At 66.9% G+C, this 16,743-nt stretch carries 15 protein-coding genes; 7 read left to right on the top strand and 8 right to left on the bottom strand.

The genetic code is table 11. The annotated features are described in order from the left end of the window. The first annotated feature begins 23 nt into the window (after positions 1-23). Positions 24-1,322, top strand: a complete 1,299-nt coding sequence (hmgA, locus tag B3098_RS15205; RefSeq protein WP_175137519.1) for a homogentisate 1,2-dioxygenase — start codon at positions 24-26, stop codon at positions 1,320-1,322. Positions 1,323-1,459: 137 nt separating this feature from the next. Then, entirely contained in the window at positions 1,460-2,779 is a 1,320-nt protein-coding gene (gene fahA, locus B3098_RS15200; protein ID WP_286897445.1) for a fumarylacetoacetase, read from the top strand. 59 nt (positions 2,780-2,838) lie between these two features. On the opposite strand, the gene B3098_RS15195 is transcribed toward fahA, so the two are convergent. The 3 genes from B3098_RS15195 to B3098_RS15185 all read right to left on the bottom strand — a co-directional run bounded on the left by B3098_RS15195 (position 2,839) and on the right by B3098_RS15185 (position 6,865). Then, positions 2,839-3,843: an acyltransferase gene (locus B3098_RS15195; RefSeq protein ID WP_286898171.1), complete on the bottom strand. Its 1,005-nt coding sequence runs from the start codon at positions 3,841-3,843 to the stop codon at positions 2,839-2,841. 193 nt (positions 3,844-4,036) lie between these two features. Continuing rightward, the gene (locus B3098_RS15190) at positions 4,037-5,932 is read right to left on the bottom strand and encodes an LTA synthase family protein (protein ID WP_286897444.1); all 1,896 of its coding nucleotides are present in this window, start codon (positions 5,930-5,932) and stop codon (positions 4,037-4,039) included. A 204-nt stretch (positions 5,933-6,136) separates the two neighbouring features. Then, positions 6,137-6,865: a FadR/GntR family transcriptional regulator gene (locus B3098_RS15185; RefSeq protein ID WP_175122529.1), complete on the bottom strand. Its 729-nt coding sequence runs from the start codon at positions 6,863-6,865 to the stop codon at positions 6,137-6,139. A 129-nt stretch (positions 6,866-6,994) separates the two neighbouring features. Here B3098_RS15185 and B3098_RS15180 point away from each other — a divergent pair, with 129 nt between their 5' ends. From B3098_RS15180 to B3098_RS15160, 5 genes are all read left to right on the top strand, one after another. Continuing rightward, positions 6,995-7,834 carry an NAD-dependent epimerase/dehydratase family protein gene (locus tag B3098_RS15180; protein WP_279970701.1) on the top strand — a complete coding sequence of 280 codons (840 nt, stop codon included), beginning with the start codon at positions 6,995-6,997 and terminating at the stop codon, positions 7,832-7,834. 8 nt (positions 7,835-7,842) lie between these two features. Further along, positions 7,843-8,721, top strand: a complete 879-nt coding sequence (locus B3098_RS15175) for an SMP-30/gluconolactonase/LRE family protein (protein ID WP_286897442.1) — start codon at positions 7,843-7,845, stop codon at positions 8,719-8,721. A gap of 111 nt (positions 8,722-8,832) precedes the next feature. Next, the gene (locus B3098_RS15170; protein WP_175122526.1) at positions 8,833-9,810 is read left to right on the top strand and encodes a TRAP transporter substrate-binding protein; all 978 of its coding nucleotides are present in this window, start codon (positions 8,833-8,835) and stop codon (positions 9,808-9,810) included. Between the two features lie 7 nt (positions 9,811-9,817). Then, complete coding sequence (locus B3098_RS15165; protein WP_175122525.1) at positions 9,818-10,381, top strand: TRAP transporter small permease; 564 nt, start codon at positions 9,818-9,820, stop codon at positions 10,379-10,381. Beyond that, the gene (locus B3098_RS15160; protein WP_175122524.1) at positions 10,372-11,655 is read left to right on the top strand and encodes a TRAP transporter large permease; all 1,284 of its coding nucleotides are present in this window, start codon (positions 10,372-10,374) and stop codon (positions 11,653-11,655) included. The genes B3098_RS15165 and B3098_RS15160 overlap by 10 nt, the downstream gene beginning before the upstream one ends. Here B3098_RS15160 and B3098_RS15155 read toward each other — a convergent pair. The 5 genes from B3098_RS15155 to B3098_RS15135 form a co-directional block, all read right to left on the bottom strand. Further along, positions 11,648-12,409: a phosphatase PAP2 family protein gene (locus B3098_RS15155; protein WP_286897439.1), complete on the bottom strand. Its 762-nt coding sequence runs from the start codon at positions 12,407-12,409 to the stop codon at positions 11,648-11,650. The genes B3098_RS15160 and B3098_RS15155 overlap by 8 nt on opposite strands. A 62-nt stretch (positions 12,410-12,471) precedes the next feature. Continuing rightward, positions 12,472-13,815 (bottom strand): sensor histidine kinase, encoded by a 1,344-nt coding sequence (locus B3098_RS15150; RefSeq protein WP_286897438.1) that lies wholly within the window; start codon positions 13,813-13,815, stop codon positions 12,472-12,474. Then, complete coding sequence (locus B3098_RS15145; RefSeq protein WP_286897436.1) at positions 13,812-14,525, bottom strand: response regulator transcription factor; 714 nt, start codon at positions 14,523-14,525, stop codon at positions 13,812-13,814. The genes B3098_RS15150 and B3098_RS15145 overlap by 4 nt, the downstream gene beginning before the upstream one ends. Positions 14,526-14,545: 20 nt before the next feature. Then, complete coding sequence (locus B3098_RS15140; protein WP_239211565.1) at positions 14,546-15,961, bottom strand: FAD-binding oxidoreductase; 1,416 nt, start codon at positions 15,959-15,961, stop codon at positions 14,546-14,548. Positions 15,962-16,082: 121 nt separating this feature from the next. Continuing rightward, entirely contained in the window at positions 16,083-16,715 is a 633-nt protein-coding gene (locus tag B3098_RS15135; protein ID WP_279970696.1) for a BPTD_3102 family carboxylase-like protein, read from the bottom strand. Positions 16,716-16,743 lie beyond the last annotated feature (28 nt).

Genomic DNA, 16,743 nt, shown 5'->3' with positions numbered 1-16,743 from the left:
CGCCAGCCACCCAGGAGGATTCCATGGAACTGCAATATCAGTCCGGCTTCGGCAACGAATGCGCAACCGAGGCCTTGCCCGGCGCCCTGCCCGCCGGCCGCAACTCACCGCAGCAATGTCCTTACGGCCTGTACGCCGAGCAGCTGTCCGGGACCGCCTTCACGGCGCCGCGCGCGGAAAACCGCCGCTCGTGGCTGTACCGCATCCGTCCGGGCGCGCAGCACAAGCCCTTTGAAGCGTTCGGCGGCGCCGCCGGCTGGCTGAGCACCTTCGGCCACGGCCCGGTCACGCCGAACCAGCTGCGCTGGAGCCCGATGCCGATTCCCGATGCCCCCACGGATTTCCTGGAAGGCGTGAAGACATGGGGCGGCAATGGCGGCCCCGACGAACAGGGCGGCGTGGGCATCCATCTGTATGCCGCCAACCGCTCGATGCAAGGCCGCTTCTTCTACAACGCCGACGGCGAACTGCTGCTGGTGCCGCAAGAGGGGCGCCTGCGCCTGGCCACCGAACTGGGTCTTATCGACCTGGAACCGCTGGAGATCGCCGTCATTCCCCGCGGCGTGCGATTCCGCGTGGAACTGCTGGACGGCACGGCGCGCGGCTACATGCTCGAGAACTTCGGCGCGGCGCTGCGCCTGCCGGAACTGGGTCCCATCGGCTCGAACTGTCTGGCCAACGCGCGCGACTTCAAGACGCCCGTGGCCTGGTACGAAGACGTGGACGGCGACTTTGAACTGATCGCCAAGTTCACAGGCGGCTTCTGGCGTGCCGCGATCGACCATTCGCCGCTGAACGTGGTGGCCTGGCATGGCACGCACGCCCCCTACAAGTACGACCTGCGCCACTTCAACACCATCGGATCGATCAGCTTCGACCACCCCGATCCCTCGATCTTCACGGTGCTGACGGCGCCGTCGGACACCCCGGGCACGGCCAACATGGACTTCGCCATCTTCCCGCCGCGCGTCCTGGCCATGGAGAACACGTTCCGTCCGCCCTGGTTCCATCGCAACATCGCCAGCGAATTCATGGGCCTGATCCAGGGCGTGTACGACGCCAAGGCCGACGGGTTCGCGCCCGGCGGCGCCAGCCTGCACAACTGCATGAGCGGCCACGGCCCCGACGCCGAAACGTTTGAAAAGGCGTCGCACGCGGACACCAGCAAGGCGCATTACATCCGCGACACGATGGCGTTCATGTTCGAGACCCGCCGCGTGATCCGCCCGACGGAGCAGGCGCTGGCGTCGGTAGAATTGCAGGGCGATTACTACCGGTGCTGGCAGGGCATCGCAAAGCACTTCGATCCCAGGAAGGCGTGACGCGACCGCGTCAACCTTTGTTGCCGGCGGCGATGCGCGAACAGCGCATCGCCGTTTGGCGTTTGATTCATCCGGCGCACGAACCGCTCGAGCGCCCGGCCAGCCCCCCATAACCACACTGACCGAGACACGCAGCCATGACCACCACGATCAACGAAACCCACGACCCGTCCTTGAAGAGCTGGGTCGCCAGCGCCAATTCGGACACGTCGGATTTCCCCGTGCAGAACCTGCCCTACGGCGCATTCCGCCGCAAGGGCTCGCAGGAATCCTTCCGCCCCGGCGTGGCCATCGGCGACCAGATCCTGGACCTGGCCGCGCTGGCCGGCAAGCAGCCGTTCGAAGGCCTGGCCGCGGATGCCCTGGCCGCCTGCGCCACCGACAGCCTGAATGCGCTGATGGCCCTGGGCCAATCGCACTGGAGCGCGCTGCGCCTGGCCCTGTCGCGCGCGCTGCGTGAAGGCGCCGCCCTGCGCGCCACGGTGGAACCGCTGCTGGTCGCGCAGGCCGACGCCGAATACACCACGCCCGCCCGCATCGGCGACTACACCGACTTCTATATCTCGGTGCATCACGCCACCGCCGTGGGCAAGCAGTTCCGTCCCGACACCCCCCTGCTGCCCAACTACAAGTGGGTGCCGATCGGCTATCACGGCCGCGCCTCCAGCATTGGCGTGGACCAGAAATTCCCGCGCCCGGTCGGCCAGACGCGTCCCGCCAACGAAGGCGAAGCGCCGCAATTTGGCCCCTGCGCGCGTCTGGACTATGAACTGGAGCTGGGCATTTTCGTGGGCACCGGCAACGCGCAGGGCGAACGCATCACGCTGGCCGACGCGGATTCGCACGTGTTCGGCCTGTGCATCCTGAACGATTGGTCGGCGCGCGACATCCAGGCCTGGGAATACCAGCCGCTCGGCCCCTTCCTGTCCAAGAACTTCGCGTCCACGATCTCGCCGTGGATCGTCACGATGGAAGCGCTGGAGCCGTTCCGCACGCAATGGACCCGTGGCGCGGGCGAGCCGCAGCCGATGCCTTACCTGGCCTCCGACGCCAATCGGGCCAAGGGCGCGTATGACGTCCAAATGCAGGTGCTGATGACCACCGAACAATCGCGCGCCGACAGCAAGCCGCCGGTGAAGCTGTCCAGCAGCAATTTCCGCGACGCCTACTGGAACGTTGCGCAGCTCATCACGCATCACACGGTCAATGGCTGCAACCTGCAGCCGGGCGACATGCTGGGCACCGGCACGCTGTCCGGCCCGCAGCCTTCGGAAGCGGGGTCGCTGCTGGAACTGAGCAATGGCGGCAAGGCGCCGATCGAACTGCCGTGGGGCGAGAAGCGCACCTTCCTGCAGGACGGCGACCAGATCATCATCCGCGCCGAATGCGTGAAGGCGGGCTATCCGCGTATCGGCTTCGGCGAGTGCTCGGGCGTGGTGCTGCCCGCGCGCGTCTGACGCTCAGGCGGCATGGACAAAGCCACGCAGCGGCGCGACCGCTGCGTGGCTTTTTTTATTTAGTTGACGGGCGGGTTTGTGACGGCCGGCGACCCCGCGGCCGGCGACCCGGCGGCGGGCGATCCCGCGACCGGCGATCCCGCATCTGACGCCCCCGCACCCGGCGCCCCCGGGCGCGCCACCAGCGCCTCGATCTCGTCGTCCTTGGCCTGCCATTGCTGCCCAAGCCACTGGTGGAACGTGGTGCGAAACGCCTTGTCGCGCGAGTAATCGGCTTCGCAGAACGCCGGCGGCACCGGCAATTGCCGCATGCGCACCAGCACTTGTCCTGCGCGTCCGCAGGCGAAATCCCAGAAGCTCGGCGCGCCATCCGGATAGGCGATGGTGACGTCGATCATCGACCGGAACTGCGCCCCCATCGCATTCAACGACACCGCCAAACCGCCCGCCTTGGGCTTGAGCAGATGGCGGTAAGGCGAGTTCTGCGCCGCGCGCTTGGCTTGGCTGAAACGCGTGCCTTCGGCAAACAGCATCACGCTGGTGGGCACCAGCGAAAACTTGGCGCAGGCGCGCCGCGCGGCCTCCTGGTCCTGGCGCCCCAGGTCGGGGTTCTTGCGCAGGGCCGCCTTGCCGTGCCGTTTCATGAAGGGGAAGTCCAGCGCCCACCACGCCAGGCCGATGACCGGCACGTAGATGAGCTGCTGTTTGAGGAAGAACTTGAGCAGCGGAATGCGTCGGTTCAGCGAGTACTGCAGCACGAAGATGTCGACCCACGACTGATGGTTGCAGTTGACCAGATACCAGTCGGCATAGCGCAAGTCCTTGTTGCCCTGGATGTCCCAGGCCTGCGGCTGGATGCGTACGAACCAGCCGGAATTGCACGCCACCCACGCGGTGGCGATGCTATTCAGAATGGGATCGATGCGGCGCCTGACTGCGGCAAAAGGCAACGCCAGCTTCAGCAGCGAGACCGGAAACAGCAGCAGGCACCAGAACAGTGTGTTGGCGGCCAGCCAGACCGAGCTGATGACACCGGTGATCCAGGCAAAACGGCCACGCGGCACGGGAATCGCCATACGGGGACGCTGGCGCTGCGCGGCGTGTTGGACACTGGAAAGCGCCGGAGATGCGGGGCGGGAGGCTCCCGAGGACGTGTTGGGCGTTGTCATGGGCGCCAGTGTGCTATTGGCCCGCGGAATGCGGATTGAGCAGGATCAAGGCAGGCGGCCGGGGGGGCCGCCTTGGTCGTCATATGCGTCACGGCAGCCGGTACTTCTCTTCGCGATACGCCCAGCTTGCCCACAACGCGTGCGCCAACGCCTCCTGCGTCAGCGCGGGATCCGCCGGCTCGACCGGCGCATACGTCTCGTCCTGTCCCACCGGCGCGGCCCCGTAACGGAACTGGCGCGGCGCCTTGGAAGGCTCCAGCACCAGCAGTTGATCGCCTTTCAGATAACCGAAGTTGTCCGCGTATTGCATCATCGCGCGGTTCGGATCGCGCTGCGTCAGGTCGGCGCCCAGCATGGGGTTCACATTATCCAGGCCGATCAAGGACAGCAGCGTCGGCGCCATGTCGATCTGGCTGACCAGCCGATCGTCCTGCCGCGGCGCGATGCCCGCGCCCAGGATCAGCGCCGGAATCTGGAAATGCCGTACCGGCACGGGAATGGAGCCGTACACGCGCGAGTCGTGGTCGGCGATGACCAGGAACACCGTGTTGTCCCAATACGGCGCCTTGCGAGCCTTGTCGAAGAACTGGCCCAGCGCCCAGTCCGCATAGCGCACCGTGTTGTCCACCGTGGCCGGATCGCCCACGGGCTGGATGCGCCCGGGCGGGTATTCCCACGGCGAATGGTTGGTCACCGAGAACGCCAGCGTGAACACCGGCTTGTCGCCATCCGCGCGCAGCAGGCGGTCGACCTGATTGAACATGTCTTCATCCGAGGCGCCCCACGATCCCTCGAACACGGGGTCGACGAACTTGGGCCGGTCCACGATCTCGTCAAAGCCGTTGCCCAGGAAGAAGGCGCGCATGTTGTCGAAGTGGGACTCGCCGCCATACACGAAGCGCGAGTGATAGCCGTGCTTGCCCAGCAACTGCGCCAGTGTGAAAAAGCCCGTCTGCGAACGCGGCAGCTTGACCACGGCATCGGCCACGCTGGGCAGAAAGCCCGCGGTGACGGCTTCGATGCCGCGCACCGAGCGCGTGCCGGTGGCGTAGGCGCGGTGGAACATCCAGCCTTCCTTGCCCAGCCGGTCGATGTTCGGCGTGAGGTCGCGGCCCCCCAGGCTGCCCACGTACTGCGCGCCCAGGCTTTCCTGCAGGATGATCACCACGTTCAGCGGCTTGTCACGCCGCACGGTTGCCTTCTGCTCATGCAGGCTGGGCAGCGTCGGATCTATTGGCGCACCGGTCATGCCGGCCTTCTCGCGCACGATGGCGTTCATCTCGTCCACGGCCATCTTGGGATACATCGCGGCCGACGAGCGTTCGTCGCGCATGCGATAGGCCGCGTCGAACACGCTGTACAGCGAATTGAGCGCCAGCGCGTTCACCATGGCGTCCGAGCTGAAGGCCACCTTGGCGGGATTGATGGGCCGATGCTCGAGCGTGCCGCGCGCGCCCAGGAACACCAGCGCCAGGATCACAAAGGATGCGACAGGCCGCTTCCACCATCCCATGAACGGATCGCGCGTGCGCGTCGGGAACAGCTTGACCGCAAGCCAGGCCGCCAGGACCAGCACCACGAAGGCGGCCAGCAGCACGCCCTTGTAGCCCTGCCACAGCATCGAGCCCACTTCCTTCGGATTGAGCAGGTAGATGAAGTAGAGGCGGTTGGGCCGGGTGTCGTATTCCGCGATGAATTGCGGGGTGGACACTTCCAGCAGCACGTACAGCATCCACCACACGCGGAACCACCACGCGGTAATGCGCGCGGCAAGCGGACGGTGACCGAACCACGGCGAAAACACCGCCGGCAGCGCGATCACCATCGACAGCAGGCACACGTCGATGCGCAGTCCGCCAAAGAGGAGTGGCCCGAGGCCCCCGGCCGCTTCGACGCGGTCCCACATCCAGAAGGCCAATCCCAGCCGCGACAGTGTCAGCAGCACCAGGATGGCGATGATGAATCGAAGTGTCAGGCGACGCATGCCGCGACCCTCCGAGCAACGGGACATGCCTGTCCCAACGAAGAATGCGTATTGCCTGATGTGCCGCGCAGAACCATGCCGTTTCGAGAACCAAAAAAATAACCGCGCCAAGAGTAACGCGGTTTCGGGCTTATCGACGGCGGCGCGAGGCGGTTCAAACGTTGTACGACATCACACGTGACCAGATCGCCTTCAATACGATGACTATTGCGCGCGCCGCAGGCGTTCGCGGCTGTTGCTCAGGTGCGTGCGCATGGCGGCGCGGGCGGCCTCGGGGTCCTGGCGCGTGATTGCGCTGTAGATGTCTTCGTGTTCGAGATTCACGCGCGCCAGATAGGCGGCGCGGTCTTCGAGGGCGAACTTGGCGGAGTTGATGCGGGTGCGGGGAATGATGGCCGAGCCCAGGTGCGCCATGAGGTCCGCGAAGTAACGGTTGTCGGTGGATTGGGCCACCAGCAGATGGAATTGAAAGTCCGGCGTGATCGTGTCGCCGCCGGCATCCAGCGCCTGTTTGAAGGCATCCAGCGCGCGACGCATCGCCTGCAATTGTTCGTCGCTGCGGCGGATGGCAGCCAGCCCGGCGGCCTCGCTTTCCAGGCAGATGCGCAGTTCCAGCAGCACCAGCACGTCGCGCACGGTGGCGATGTCGGCCGGGTCGACGCGGAAGTCGCCGCCGCCGCTGGGCTCCAGCGCATACGTGCCCACGCCGTGATGCGTTTCGACCAGACCCGAGGCCTGCAGACGCGACAGCGCCTCGCGCACGACGGTGCGGCTTACGCCGAACTGACGCATGATGGCGGACTCGGTGGGAAGCTTGTCGCCCGGGCGGATTTCGCCGCTGCGGATGCGTTCGGAAATATTTTCAACCAGGCCTTGCGCCAGGTTGCGGGGACGACGCTGCGGCAAAACAGGGGTATCGGCGGGAGCGTTCATCAGGGATTATCCGGAAGCGGTTGCGCAGCGCTTGACGCTGAAAAATGGCGTTCATTATACTTTGCGACAGTTGTACGATAACGTACCAGACAAGTCCACTCCACCGCGCCATTCACAGAGCGTTGCGTCATGAGCCGAGCTGTCAACAACATGCCTGAATCCCTTCGGTGTCATCGTTTGTTATTGACCGGCGCCGCCGGCAACCTGGGCCTGGTACTGCGTCCCCGATTGAAAGCTCATGCGGACATCCTGCGCGTCTCGGACGTGGCGGCGATGGCCCCCGCACAAGACGGCGAAGAGGTCGTGCAATGCAATCTGGCCGACGCGTCCGCCGTGTCGGAACTGGTGCGCGGCACCGACGCCATCGTGCATCTGGGCGGCGTGTCGGTCGAGCGCCCCTTCGAAGAAATCCTGCCGGCCAACATCCAGGGCGTCTACAACGTCTACGAGGCGGCCCGCCTGCACGGCGTGCGGCGCGTGGTGTTTGCCAGCTCCAACCACGTCATCGGCTTTTATGAACAGGGACAGACCCTGGACGCCGACGTGCCGCTGCGACCGGACGGCTATTACGGCCTGAGCAAGGCCTACGGCGAAAACCTGTCGCGCTTCTACTTCGACCGTTACGGCATCCAGACCGTCTGCCTGCGCATCGGTTCATCGTTTCCCGAACCCAAGGACCGGCGCATGCTGGTCACCTGGCTCAGCCACGACGACCTGACCGATCTGGTCATCCGATCCCTTTTCACCCCCGAAGTCGGCCACCTCATCGTGTATGGCGTGTCGGCCAACCGCGACAGCTGGTGGGACAACAGCGGCGCGGCCGTGCTGGGGTTTGCGCCCAAGGATTCCTCAGAGCGGTTCCGCGCGCAGGTCGAGGCGCAGCCCCCGCTGGCCGCGGACGATCCCGCGGCGCGTTATCAGGGCGGCGCCTTCGTCAAGGCCGGCCCCTTCCCCTTCCCGAACGCCTGAAGCCTTTCATGTCCATCACCGCCGAACGTCTGGGAACCTTGTTGTGCGGCGTCGGAGAAAGCCCTATCTGGCGGCGCGCGGACAAGGCGTTCTACTGGACCGACATCCCCGGCAAGACGCTGTGGCGCTGGACGCCCGAAACCGGCGCGTTCGCGCACTGGGCGCTGCCGCAAATGGCGGGCTGCATTGCGATGCGCGGCGACGGGTGGCTGCTGGCCATGGAAGACGGCCTCTATGCCTGCGACGCCCTGCGCGAGGGCGAGGCCTGCGCGCCCCGGCAACTTGCCGCCGTGGCTCACAACGCGCCCGGCATGCGGTTCAACGATGGCCGCTGCGACCGGCAGGGCCGGTTCCTGGCCGGCACCATGGTGATGGACACGGGCCTTGCCTGGCCCGCCGGCGCACTGTACCGCCACGATGCGCGCGGCACCTCCGTGTTGCTGGACGATCTGATCGTGCCCAACGGCCTGGCCTTCAGTCCCGATGGCCGGACAATGTACCTGTCCGATTCGCACCCGTCGCGCGCGACCGTCTGGGCCTTTGACTACGACACCGATGCCGGCGTGCCGTCCCACCGCCGCGTCTTCATCCCCGCCCTTCCCGCCGGCCGCCCGGACGGCGCCGCCGTGGACGCGGCGGGCTGCTACTGGATCTGCGGCAACGACGCCGGCAAGGTGTACCGCTACACCCCCGACGGCCGTCTGGACCGCACCCTGGACGTGCCCGCCGCGAAGGTCGCCATGTGCGCCTTCGGCGGCGCCGGCATGGACACCCTTTTCGTCACGTCGATCCGTCCCGCGAATGCCGCTCCCGGCGCGCTGGATGGCGCGGTATTCGCCCTGCACCCCGGCGTGCAGGGCCTGGAGGAAACCGCCAGCGCCGGTTAGCACCCGACGGGCGGCTTCGCGCTCGCCCACCCCGAGCAGGCAGTGCATATCAAAGAGCTTCGGGGCCATCACGGCCCTCAACGAAACGCCGTACCCCATCCGGAGGTAGACATGCTGCACCCTCACCTGAGCCGCGCCGTTCTGGCCGCGGCCGCCTTGCTGACGCTGATTCCCGCCACCCACGCCGCGGAGCTGCGCTCCGCGGACATCCATCCCGACGATTACCCCACTGTGCAGGCCGTGCGCCACTTCGGCGAACTGGTCAAGCAACGGACCAACGGCCGCATCACCGTGAAGGTGTTTTCCGGCGGCGCGCTCGGCAACGAAGACGATTCGATCGAGCAGGTGAAGCTGGGCGCGCTGGCCATGTCCCGCGTCTCCAGCGCGGCGATGCACAACATCTGCCAGACCACGCGCGTGCCGTCGCTGCCGTTCCTGTTCCGCTCCAAAGAGCATCTGCACAAGGTGCTGGACAGCGAGATCGGCGACCAGATCCTGCGCTCGTGCGAGGCTGCGGGCTTCGTCGGACTGGCTTGGTACGACAGCGGATCGCGTTCCATGTATACGACCAAGAAGCCGATCAAGACGCTGGCCGACGCCAAGGGCCTGAAAATCCGCGTGCAGCAGTCGGACCTGTCCGTCGCGATGGTGGAAGCGATGGGCGGCAACGCCACGCCGATGCCGATGGGAGAGGTCTACACGTCGCTCAAGACCGGACTGGTGGATGCGGCCGAGAACAACTTTCCCAGCTACGAGAGCGCGCATCACTACGAGGTCGCGAAGTTCTATTCGCTGACCGAGCACACGATGACGCCCGAGATCCTGATCTTCTCCAAGCGCCAGTGGGACAAGCTGCCGCCGGACGACCAGAAAATCCTGCGCGAGGCCGCGCGCGAATCGGTGCCGTACATGCGCAAGCTGTGGGACGAACGCGAGCAGAAGTCGCGCGCCGTGGTCGAGAAGGCCGGTTCGCAGATCTCGCAGGTCGATAAACCCTCGTTCCAGGGTGCGATGAAGCCGGTGTACGAACGCTTTGTCACCACCCCTGAAATGAAGGATCTGGTCGCCAAGATCCAGGCCGTGCAGTGAGGACATCATGTTGGCCACACCCACGAATGAACCAGATGTCGCCGCGGGGGGCCGGGAAGAAGCCCTGGCTGCCCCGCTGGATGCCTACTCCCGCGCCTGCGCCCGGCTGGCGCGAATCTGCATGTGGACCAGCGTCTTCGGGCTGATCTGCCTGATCGTCGCTGTCTCGTTGCAGATCTTCGGCCGCCACGTCCTGAACAGCACGCCGACCTGGGCAGAAAGCCTGGCCCTGTTGCTGGTGCTGTACGTCACCATGCTGGGCGCCGCGGTCGGCGTGCGCGACGCCGGACACATCGGCTTCGAGTCCCTGCTGGACGCCCTGCCCGCCGCCGGGCAGCGGCGGCTGCGCATCTTCATCCATCTGCTCGTGCTGCTGTTCGGCGTGCTGATGGCCTGGAATTGCGGCGTGCTGGCCGAGTCCGTCGCGGCCTACAAGATTCCGAACCTGGGCATCTCCAACGCCTGGAAGTACGTTCCTGCAACCCTGTCGGGCACCTTGATCGCGCTCTTTTCCATCGAGCACATCATCGCGATCCTGCGCAACCAGAAGGTGGTCCCGGCATGGCGCTGACACTGCTTTCCTTCACCTTCATGGGGTTCCTCGTGATCGGCGTGCCGGTGGCCTTTGCCATCGGGCTGTCGTCCATCACGGCCATCATGTACGAGGACCTGCCGCTCGCGGTGGCCTTCCAGCAGATGACCTCGGGCATGAACGCGTTTTCGTTCCTGGCCATCCCCTTCTTCATCTTCACCGGTGAACTGATGCTGTACGGCGGCATCGCCGACCGCATCGTGAACTTCGCCAAATCGCTGGTGGGCCATGTGCGGGGCGGCCTGGGCATGTCCAACGTGGTGGCCTGCACGCTGTTCGGCGGGGTGTCGGGATCGCCCGTGGCGGACGTATCGGCGATGGGGTCTGTGATGATCCCGATGATGAAGCGCGAGGGCTATCACGCCGACTACGCGGTGAACGTCACGACCCACGCGGCGCTGGTGGGCGCGCTGATGCCGACCAGCCACAACATCATCATCTACACGCTGGCGGCGGGCGGCAAGGTGTCCATCGCGGCGCTGATCGCGGCAGGCGTGGTGCCCGCCCTGATCCTGACCGTGTGCAACCTGGCCGCCGCCTACTTCGTGGCGCGCAGCCGCGGCTATCCGGCAGGCACCTTTCCGGGCTGGCACATCGTGTTCCGCTCGCTGGTCGCCGCGGCGCCCGGGTTGTTCGTGGTGGTGCTGATCATCACCGGCATCCTGAGCGGCGTCTTCACCGCGACGGAATCCGCGGCGGTGGCGGTGCTTTACGCCCTGGCGCTGACGATCTTTGTCTACCGCTCGCTGACCTGGGACCAGTTCGTGCGCGCCGCCAGCAAGGCCGTGAAGACCACGGGCGTGGTGCTGCTGCTGATCGGCATTTCGGCAACGTTCGGCTACCTGATCAGCTTCTATGGCGTGGCCGAAAAAACCGGGCAGCTGATGGCGTCCATCTCGACGGAGCCGTGGGCCATCTTCCTGATGGTCAACATCATCCTGTTCGTGCTGGGAACGTTCCTGGACATGGCCGCCACCATCCTGATCTGCACACCGATCTTCCTGCCGATCTGCATGCAGTACGGCATGGGGCCGGTGCAGTTCGGCATGGTGCTGTTGCTGAATTGCGCGCTGGGGCTGAACACGCCGCCGGTGGGCACCACGCAGTTTGTGGGGTGCGCCATCGGCGGGGTATCCGTGGGGACGGTCATGCGCACCATCTGGCCGTTCTACGGCGCGCTGCTGGCCGCGCTGGCGCTGGTGACCTATGTGCCGGCGTTCTCGCTATGGTTGCCGGGCGTGCTGCTCAACTGACGCGGTGCGGGCGGGGCGGGCATCCGGGCGCCCGCCCCGCGATCAGCGGATAGAAGAACACCGATGCCAGCAGCCACATCAGGGCGGCGGACCATAGCGTCTGGCTGAGAAAATGCGCGCCCTGCAGAATGCGCACCGCCGAAAACCCCACCCCGGCCGCCACGCCGATCGCCAGTCCGCTCCAGCGCCACGCCGGGCGGCCCAACGCCCACCCCGCGAAGTAAAGGGTCAGCAAGGCGTAGCCGGCGCCGGCATGGCCGCTGGGCAACGCGCCGCCGGCGCGCGCCTTTGCCCAGGTCCACCAGTGCACCGGATAAGGCGTATAGCCGCCCAACGTCTCCAGATCGTAGGGGCGCGGCAGCATGGTGTGATGCTTGAGTTGCGTAATGAGCAGTTGCCCCGTCAGGCACGTGATCGCGACGGCATAGGCCACCCCGCGCCAGCGCCGCCACGCCGCGATGCGGTAGCTGCCCGCCGCAACGCCCGCCGCGGCCAGACCCACGCTGATCGGCAGCGCCAGCACCATCCGGTGGCCCAGCATTTCAAGCCACCGGCTGCCATGCAGCGGAAAGTCGTCCAGCAGCGGATCGAACAGCGCGCGCGCGATGCGCATGTCCAGTCCCGACACCTGAGACCACCAGGCCATACAGGCCAGCAACAGCGTCACGCCCCCGACGTGGGTCAGCAGATAACGGGTTCTTGTCGGCGCATGCAGCGCCGGCGCCAGGGAGGACTGCAGCAATGGGGACGGCATGGAGACGAAGATCCGGACGTTTCGAGCCACCGCACTTTACGGTCCCGCCAGTCGAAAATTCGTCAAATTTGCACCGTCGGGCCGCCCCGCTCGTCGGGCTCGAAACGCAGCAGGAAGCGCGTGCCACGCGCCGGGCCTTCTGCTTGCGAGGATTCGACGCTGAGCGACCAGCCCTGCATGTCGCAGACGCGCTTGGCGATCGCCAGGCCCAGCCCGCGCGCCGTCTCGTCGCCGCCCGCCACGCCGGAATCGCGCAGGCGGCCGCTGAAATAGCGGCGGAACAGAAAAGGCAGATCGCTGGCAGCAATGCCCTTGCCGTTGTCGCGCAACGCCAATCCGCCCTCCGCGTCCAGCGCCACGGTCAGCGTGGCCGGTGCGGCGTGCTCGATGGCGTTGCGCACGAGGTTGCGCAGCACGGTCAGCAAGGCGTAGCGGTCCAGCGTCAGCACCTGGCCGGCGGGCAATTGATTGTCAAAGCGCAGGTCGGCCAGGCTGGCCTGGGCGGCATGGCCCCGCCACGCATCTTCCATGCATTCGGCGATGTCCACCGGTTCCGGCGCGCGCAATTCGTCGCGCGCCATTGCCCGCGCGCTTTCCAGGCTGACGATGACGTCGTCCACGTTGTCCACCACGCGTGTCAGGCGTTGCTGCTGATCCGGCGTCAATGCCTGCGTCAGCAGCATGAGTTCGCTGTCCGAGCGGATCGCCGCCAGCGGCGTGCGCACCTCGTGGCTGAGGTTGCTGGCGAACTCGCGTTCGCGGGCGATGGACCGGTCCACCTGGTTCTGCACGCGGTTGAAGGCTTCAATGAGACGCCCGGCCTCGTCGTCGCGCGTGACGGCCATGTCAGGCGAGCCCGGCGCCCAGGTCGACAGCCGGTCCGTCAGATCCAGCAACGGGCCGACCGCCACCCCCGCCACACGACGCGCCAACCCGTAGGCGAGCACGACGCAGATGGCGCCCACGCCCAGCACGATCAGCCCGAAGTCGTGCACCCGCTCTTCGTTGTCGGTGGCGTCGTACAGCAGGTACACGGTGCCCCGGCCCGTCTCGGCCACCATCACGTGCCAGGTGTAGGCGCCAGGTTCGATCAGGTGCAGTCCGTTTTCCAGCGAAAGCAGTTCCGGCGGCATGCCGGCGGGCGGCTGGCCGTCCACGCTGAGCCACGCCCGCATGGATCCGCCGAGTTCGCGCGCGCCGTGGCGCGGCAGGAACTCGTCGCTGCTGCGCGCATGCTGGACCAGGCGGTCCATCTCCGTGTTCAGGATGTCGTTGACCAGATCGTCTTCCATCTGGTCGAACGTCAGGTAGGCCAGGAGGGCAAGCGCCGTGACGAACAGCGCGACCGTGCCCGTCAGCGCCCAGACCACGCGCTGGGTCAGCGTGCCGGCGGCGGCGCGGCTCATGATGCGGCGGCGGGCAGCGTCAGGCGCCAGCCGGTGCCGTGCACGGTCTCGATGCCGTCAAAACCCGCGTCGGCCAGCGCGCGCCGCAGCAGATGGACCTGGCTGCGCAGCGCATCGGACGAGGGCGGTTCGTTGCCCCACAGGACCGATTCCAGTTCTTCACGCGTCACCACGCGGCCCGGGTCGCGCAGCAGCACCTCGATGATGAGGCCCGCCTTGCGGGTCAGGTGGACCGGCACGCCGCTGACCGACACGACGCGGCTGCGCGCGTCGAACTGAAGCGGGCCGAAGGTGCGCTCCGCATCGACCGTCGACCCTTTGGCGCGCTGGATCAGCGCCAGCAGCCGCGCTTCCACTTCCAGCAGCGCGAACGGCTTGGTGAGATAGTCGTCGGCGCCATGGGAAAAGCCCGCCAGCTTGTCTTCGAGGCTGTCGCGCGCGGTCAGCATCAGCACCGGCACGGCCAGCCGCCGTTCCGTGCGCATGTCATGCAGCACGGCGTTGCCGTCCATGCCGGGCAGGCCGATGTCCAGCAGCACGGCGTCAAAACGCTGTTCCTGCAACCGTTGAAGGGCCGCGGATCCGCTGTACGCCACATCGGGCAGAAAGCCCCGCGCCTCCAGAAAACTGTACAGATTGCCGGCGATGACATGGTCGTCTTCGACGATCAGCACCCGGTGGTTCGCGCCCGCTGCGGGAGGGGTTTTCATGGTCTGCGATCCTGGCCGCGTTATGCCTGCAGCACCTTGCCGGGGTTCATGAGACCCTGGGGATCCAGCGCCCGCTTGATCCGGCGCATCAACGCCAGTTCGACGGGGTTCTTGTAGCGCGGCAGTTCGTCACGTTTGAGCTGACCCACGCCGTGTTCGGCGCTGATGGATCCCTTGTGCGCGTGCACGCTGTCATGCACGACGCCATAGATCTCGCCTTGCAGCGCCAGCAGCTCGGCTTCGGTCTGTCCGGGTGCATGGGCCACGTTGTAGTGCAGGTTGCCGTCGCCCAGGTGGCCGAAGATCACGTGGCGCACGCCCGGAAAGCGCGCCTGCAGCAAGGCGTTGGTCTTGTGCACGAACCCGGCGATCGACGAGATGGGGATCGAGACATCGTGCTTGACCGACTTGCCCAGCTCGGCCTCGGCCAGCGGAATGCTTTCACGCAGATGCCACAGCGCCTTGCTTTGCGACACGTTGGCAGCGATGGCTGCGTCGTTCACCAGGCCGGCTTCGATGGCGTCGCCCAGCACGGCCTCGAAGCGCTCGCGGGCGTGCGTTTCGCTTTCGCTGTCGGACAGTTCCAGCAGCGCGAACCACGGCGAAGCCGCCGACTCGCCTTCAAAAGGCAAGCGCTGCTGCGGAAACAGCCGCACCACGCCTTGCAGGCAGGCGCCGCTCATGAGTTCGAACCCGGTCAGCGACGCGCCAAACCCGGAGCGGGCGCGCGACAGGACCTCGACGGCGTTGTCGATGCTGTCCAGCGTGAGCAGCGCCGTGCAGGACGCCACGGGACGCGGATACAGCTTGAGGGTGGCGGCCGTGATGATGCCCAGGGTGCCTTCGCTGCCGATGTACAGGTCGCGCAGGTCGTAGCCGGTGTTGTCCTTGCGCAGGCCGCGCAGGCCGTCCCAGATCTCGCCTTCGGCGGTCACGACCTCCAGGCCCAGGGTCAGGTCGCGCGTGTTGCCATAGCGCAGCACCTGCGTGCCGCCGGCGTTGGTGGCCAGGTTGCCGCCGATCGTGCAGCTGCCTTCGGCCGCCAGGCTCAGCGGGAACAGCCGGTTGGCTGCCGCTGCGGCCTCCTGCACGGCCTGCAGGATGCAGCCGGCCTCGACCGTGATGGTGTCGTTGTCGGTATCCAGTGCGCGCACCGCGGTGAGCCGGGCCGTGGACAGGACGACCGCGGTGCCGGTGTCGTCAGGCGTGGCGCCGCCGCACAGGCCGGTATTGCCGCCCTGCGGCACGACGGGCACGCCGTGCTGCGCGCACAGCTTGATCGCGGCGGCCACGTCCGCCGTGGAACCGGGGCGGATCACCGCCAGGGCCGCGCCGCGATAGCGGCGGCGCCAATCCAGCACATAGGAATCCGCGTCCGCGCCGGTCAGCACGTGGGAATCGCCCAAGAGGGCCTGGAGATCGCTCAGCAGTGTCATGGGTGCCGCACAGAGAGTCGGCCCGGCCGCCGAGGGCCGGGCGCTGTTCATCGGATGTGCGGACTATTGTAGGGGCTGGGCGGCGCCCGCCGAAGCCCCCTGCGGGTTTCTGTTGGACCTGTCAGCCGACCGCCTGGTCCAGCCGGGTGCCCGTCATGCCCGAGCAGAAGGCGCGGGAGGCGATGCGCTCCATCAGGAAGGCGCGGTCCACGCCGGCGGGGCCGGGCAATTCGGACAAGGCGCGGTAGGCGCGGCGCAGGACTTCGCCACGGGTGGCGCCGCAGACCATGAGGTGAGTGCATGGCAGGCGGCGATCGCCGCAACCGTCGATGCGCACTTCCAGCACGTGCGGCGCGATGGGATCGTGTTCGGCAACCGGCATGTCCGGCGTGCGGGCCCGCGCCTGCGCGTCGATGACGTGGAAGACGCCGCTGCGGTCGTCGAGCGAGAAGGACACGGTGCCTGCGGCCTGCCAGCCACGGTCGCGCGCCACGCTGGCGGCAACCGTGCGCAGCGCGCTTTCGATCGATGCCGCCAGATGCGGCGCCGGGCATTCGGCGATGAGGACGCGCGCATCGCGCCAGACGCTGCGCTCCCAGGCGCGGCCAGCGGCCAGATCGCCCGTTGCCGCGGCAAAGACGTGGATATCAAGCCTGCGTTCGCGGCCGGCCGCCGGACCGGCAAAGTCCGTGGGTGGTCCCCGCCTGCTTGTGGCGCCGCCCGATGACATGACTGTGGATACTTTGGCGCCCATGGCCCCTCCTGGTCTTTCTGCTTGCCCG

The sequence above is a fragment of the Achromobacter sp. UBA2119 genome (assembly GCF_002331005.1).
GTDB lineage: Bacteria > Pseudomonadota > Gammaproteobacteria > Burkholderiales > Burkholderiaceae_B > Achromobacter > Achromobacter animicus.
This window is presented reverse-complemented; position numbering and strand designations above follow the sequence as displayed.

Bases quoted from the DNA above. Each gene is read 5' to 3' on its own strand.
- B3098_RS15165 (WP_175122525.1), top strand. From the start codon at position 9,818: ATGTTGGCCACACCCACGAATGAACCAGATGTCGCCGCGGGGGGCCGG.
- B3098_RS15160 (WP_175122524.1), top strand. From the start codon at position 10,372: ATGGCGCTGACACTGCTTTCCTTCACCTTCATGGGGTTCCTCGTGATC.
- B3098_RS15140 (WP_239211565.1), bottom strand. From the start codon at position 15,961: ATGACACTGCTGAGCGATCTCCAGGCCCTCTTGGGCGATTCCCACGTG.
- B3098_RS15190 (WP_286897444.1), bottom strand. From the start codon at position 5,932: ATGCGTCGCCTGACACTTCGATTCATCATCGCCATCCTGGTGCTGCTG.
- B3098_RS15175 (WP_286897442.1), top strand. From the start codon at position 7,843: ATGTCCATCACCGCCGAACGTCTGGGAACCTTGTTGTGCGGCGTCGGA.
- B3098_RS15135 (WP_279970696.1), bottom strand. From the start codon at position 16,715: ATGGGCGCCAAAGTATCCACAGTCATGTCATCGGGCGGCGCCACAAGC.
- B3098_RS15170 (WP_175122526.1), top strand. From the start codon at position 8,833: ATGCTGCACCCTCACCTGAGCCGCGCCGTTCTGGCCGCGGCCGCCTTG.
- B3098_RS15185 (WP_175122529.1), bottom strand. From the start codon at position 6,865: ATGAACGCTCCCGCCGATACCCCTGTTTTGCCGCAGCGTCGTCCCCGC.
- fahA (WP_286897445.1), top strand. From the start codon at position 1,460: ATGACCACCACGATCAACGAAACCCACGACCCGTCCTTGAAGAGCTGG.
- hmgA (WP_175137519.1), top strand. From the start codon at position 24: ATGGAACTGCAATATCAGTCCGGCTTCGGCAACGAATGCGCAACCGAG.
- B3098_RS15150 (WP_286897438.1), bottom strand. From the start codon at position 13,815: ATGAGCCGCGCCGCCGCCGGCACGCTGACCCAGCGCGTGGTCTGGGCG.
- B3098_RS15145 (WP_286897436.1), bottom strand. From the start codon at position 14,525: ATGAAAACCCCTCCCGCAGCGGGCGCGAACCACCGGGTGCTGATCGTC.
- B3098_RS15180 (WP_279970701.1), top strand. From the start codon at position 6,995: ATGAGCCGAGCTGTCAACAACATGCCTGAATCCCTTCGGTGTCATCGT.
- B3098_RS15155 (WP_286897439.1), bottom strand. From the start codon at position 12,409: ATGCCGTCCCCATTGCTGCAGTCCTCCCTGGCGCCGGCGCTGCATGCG.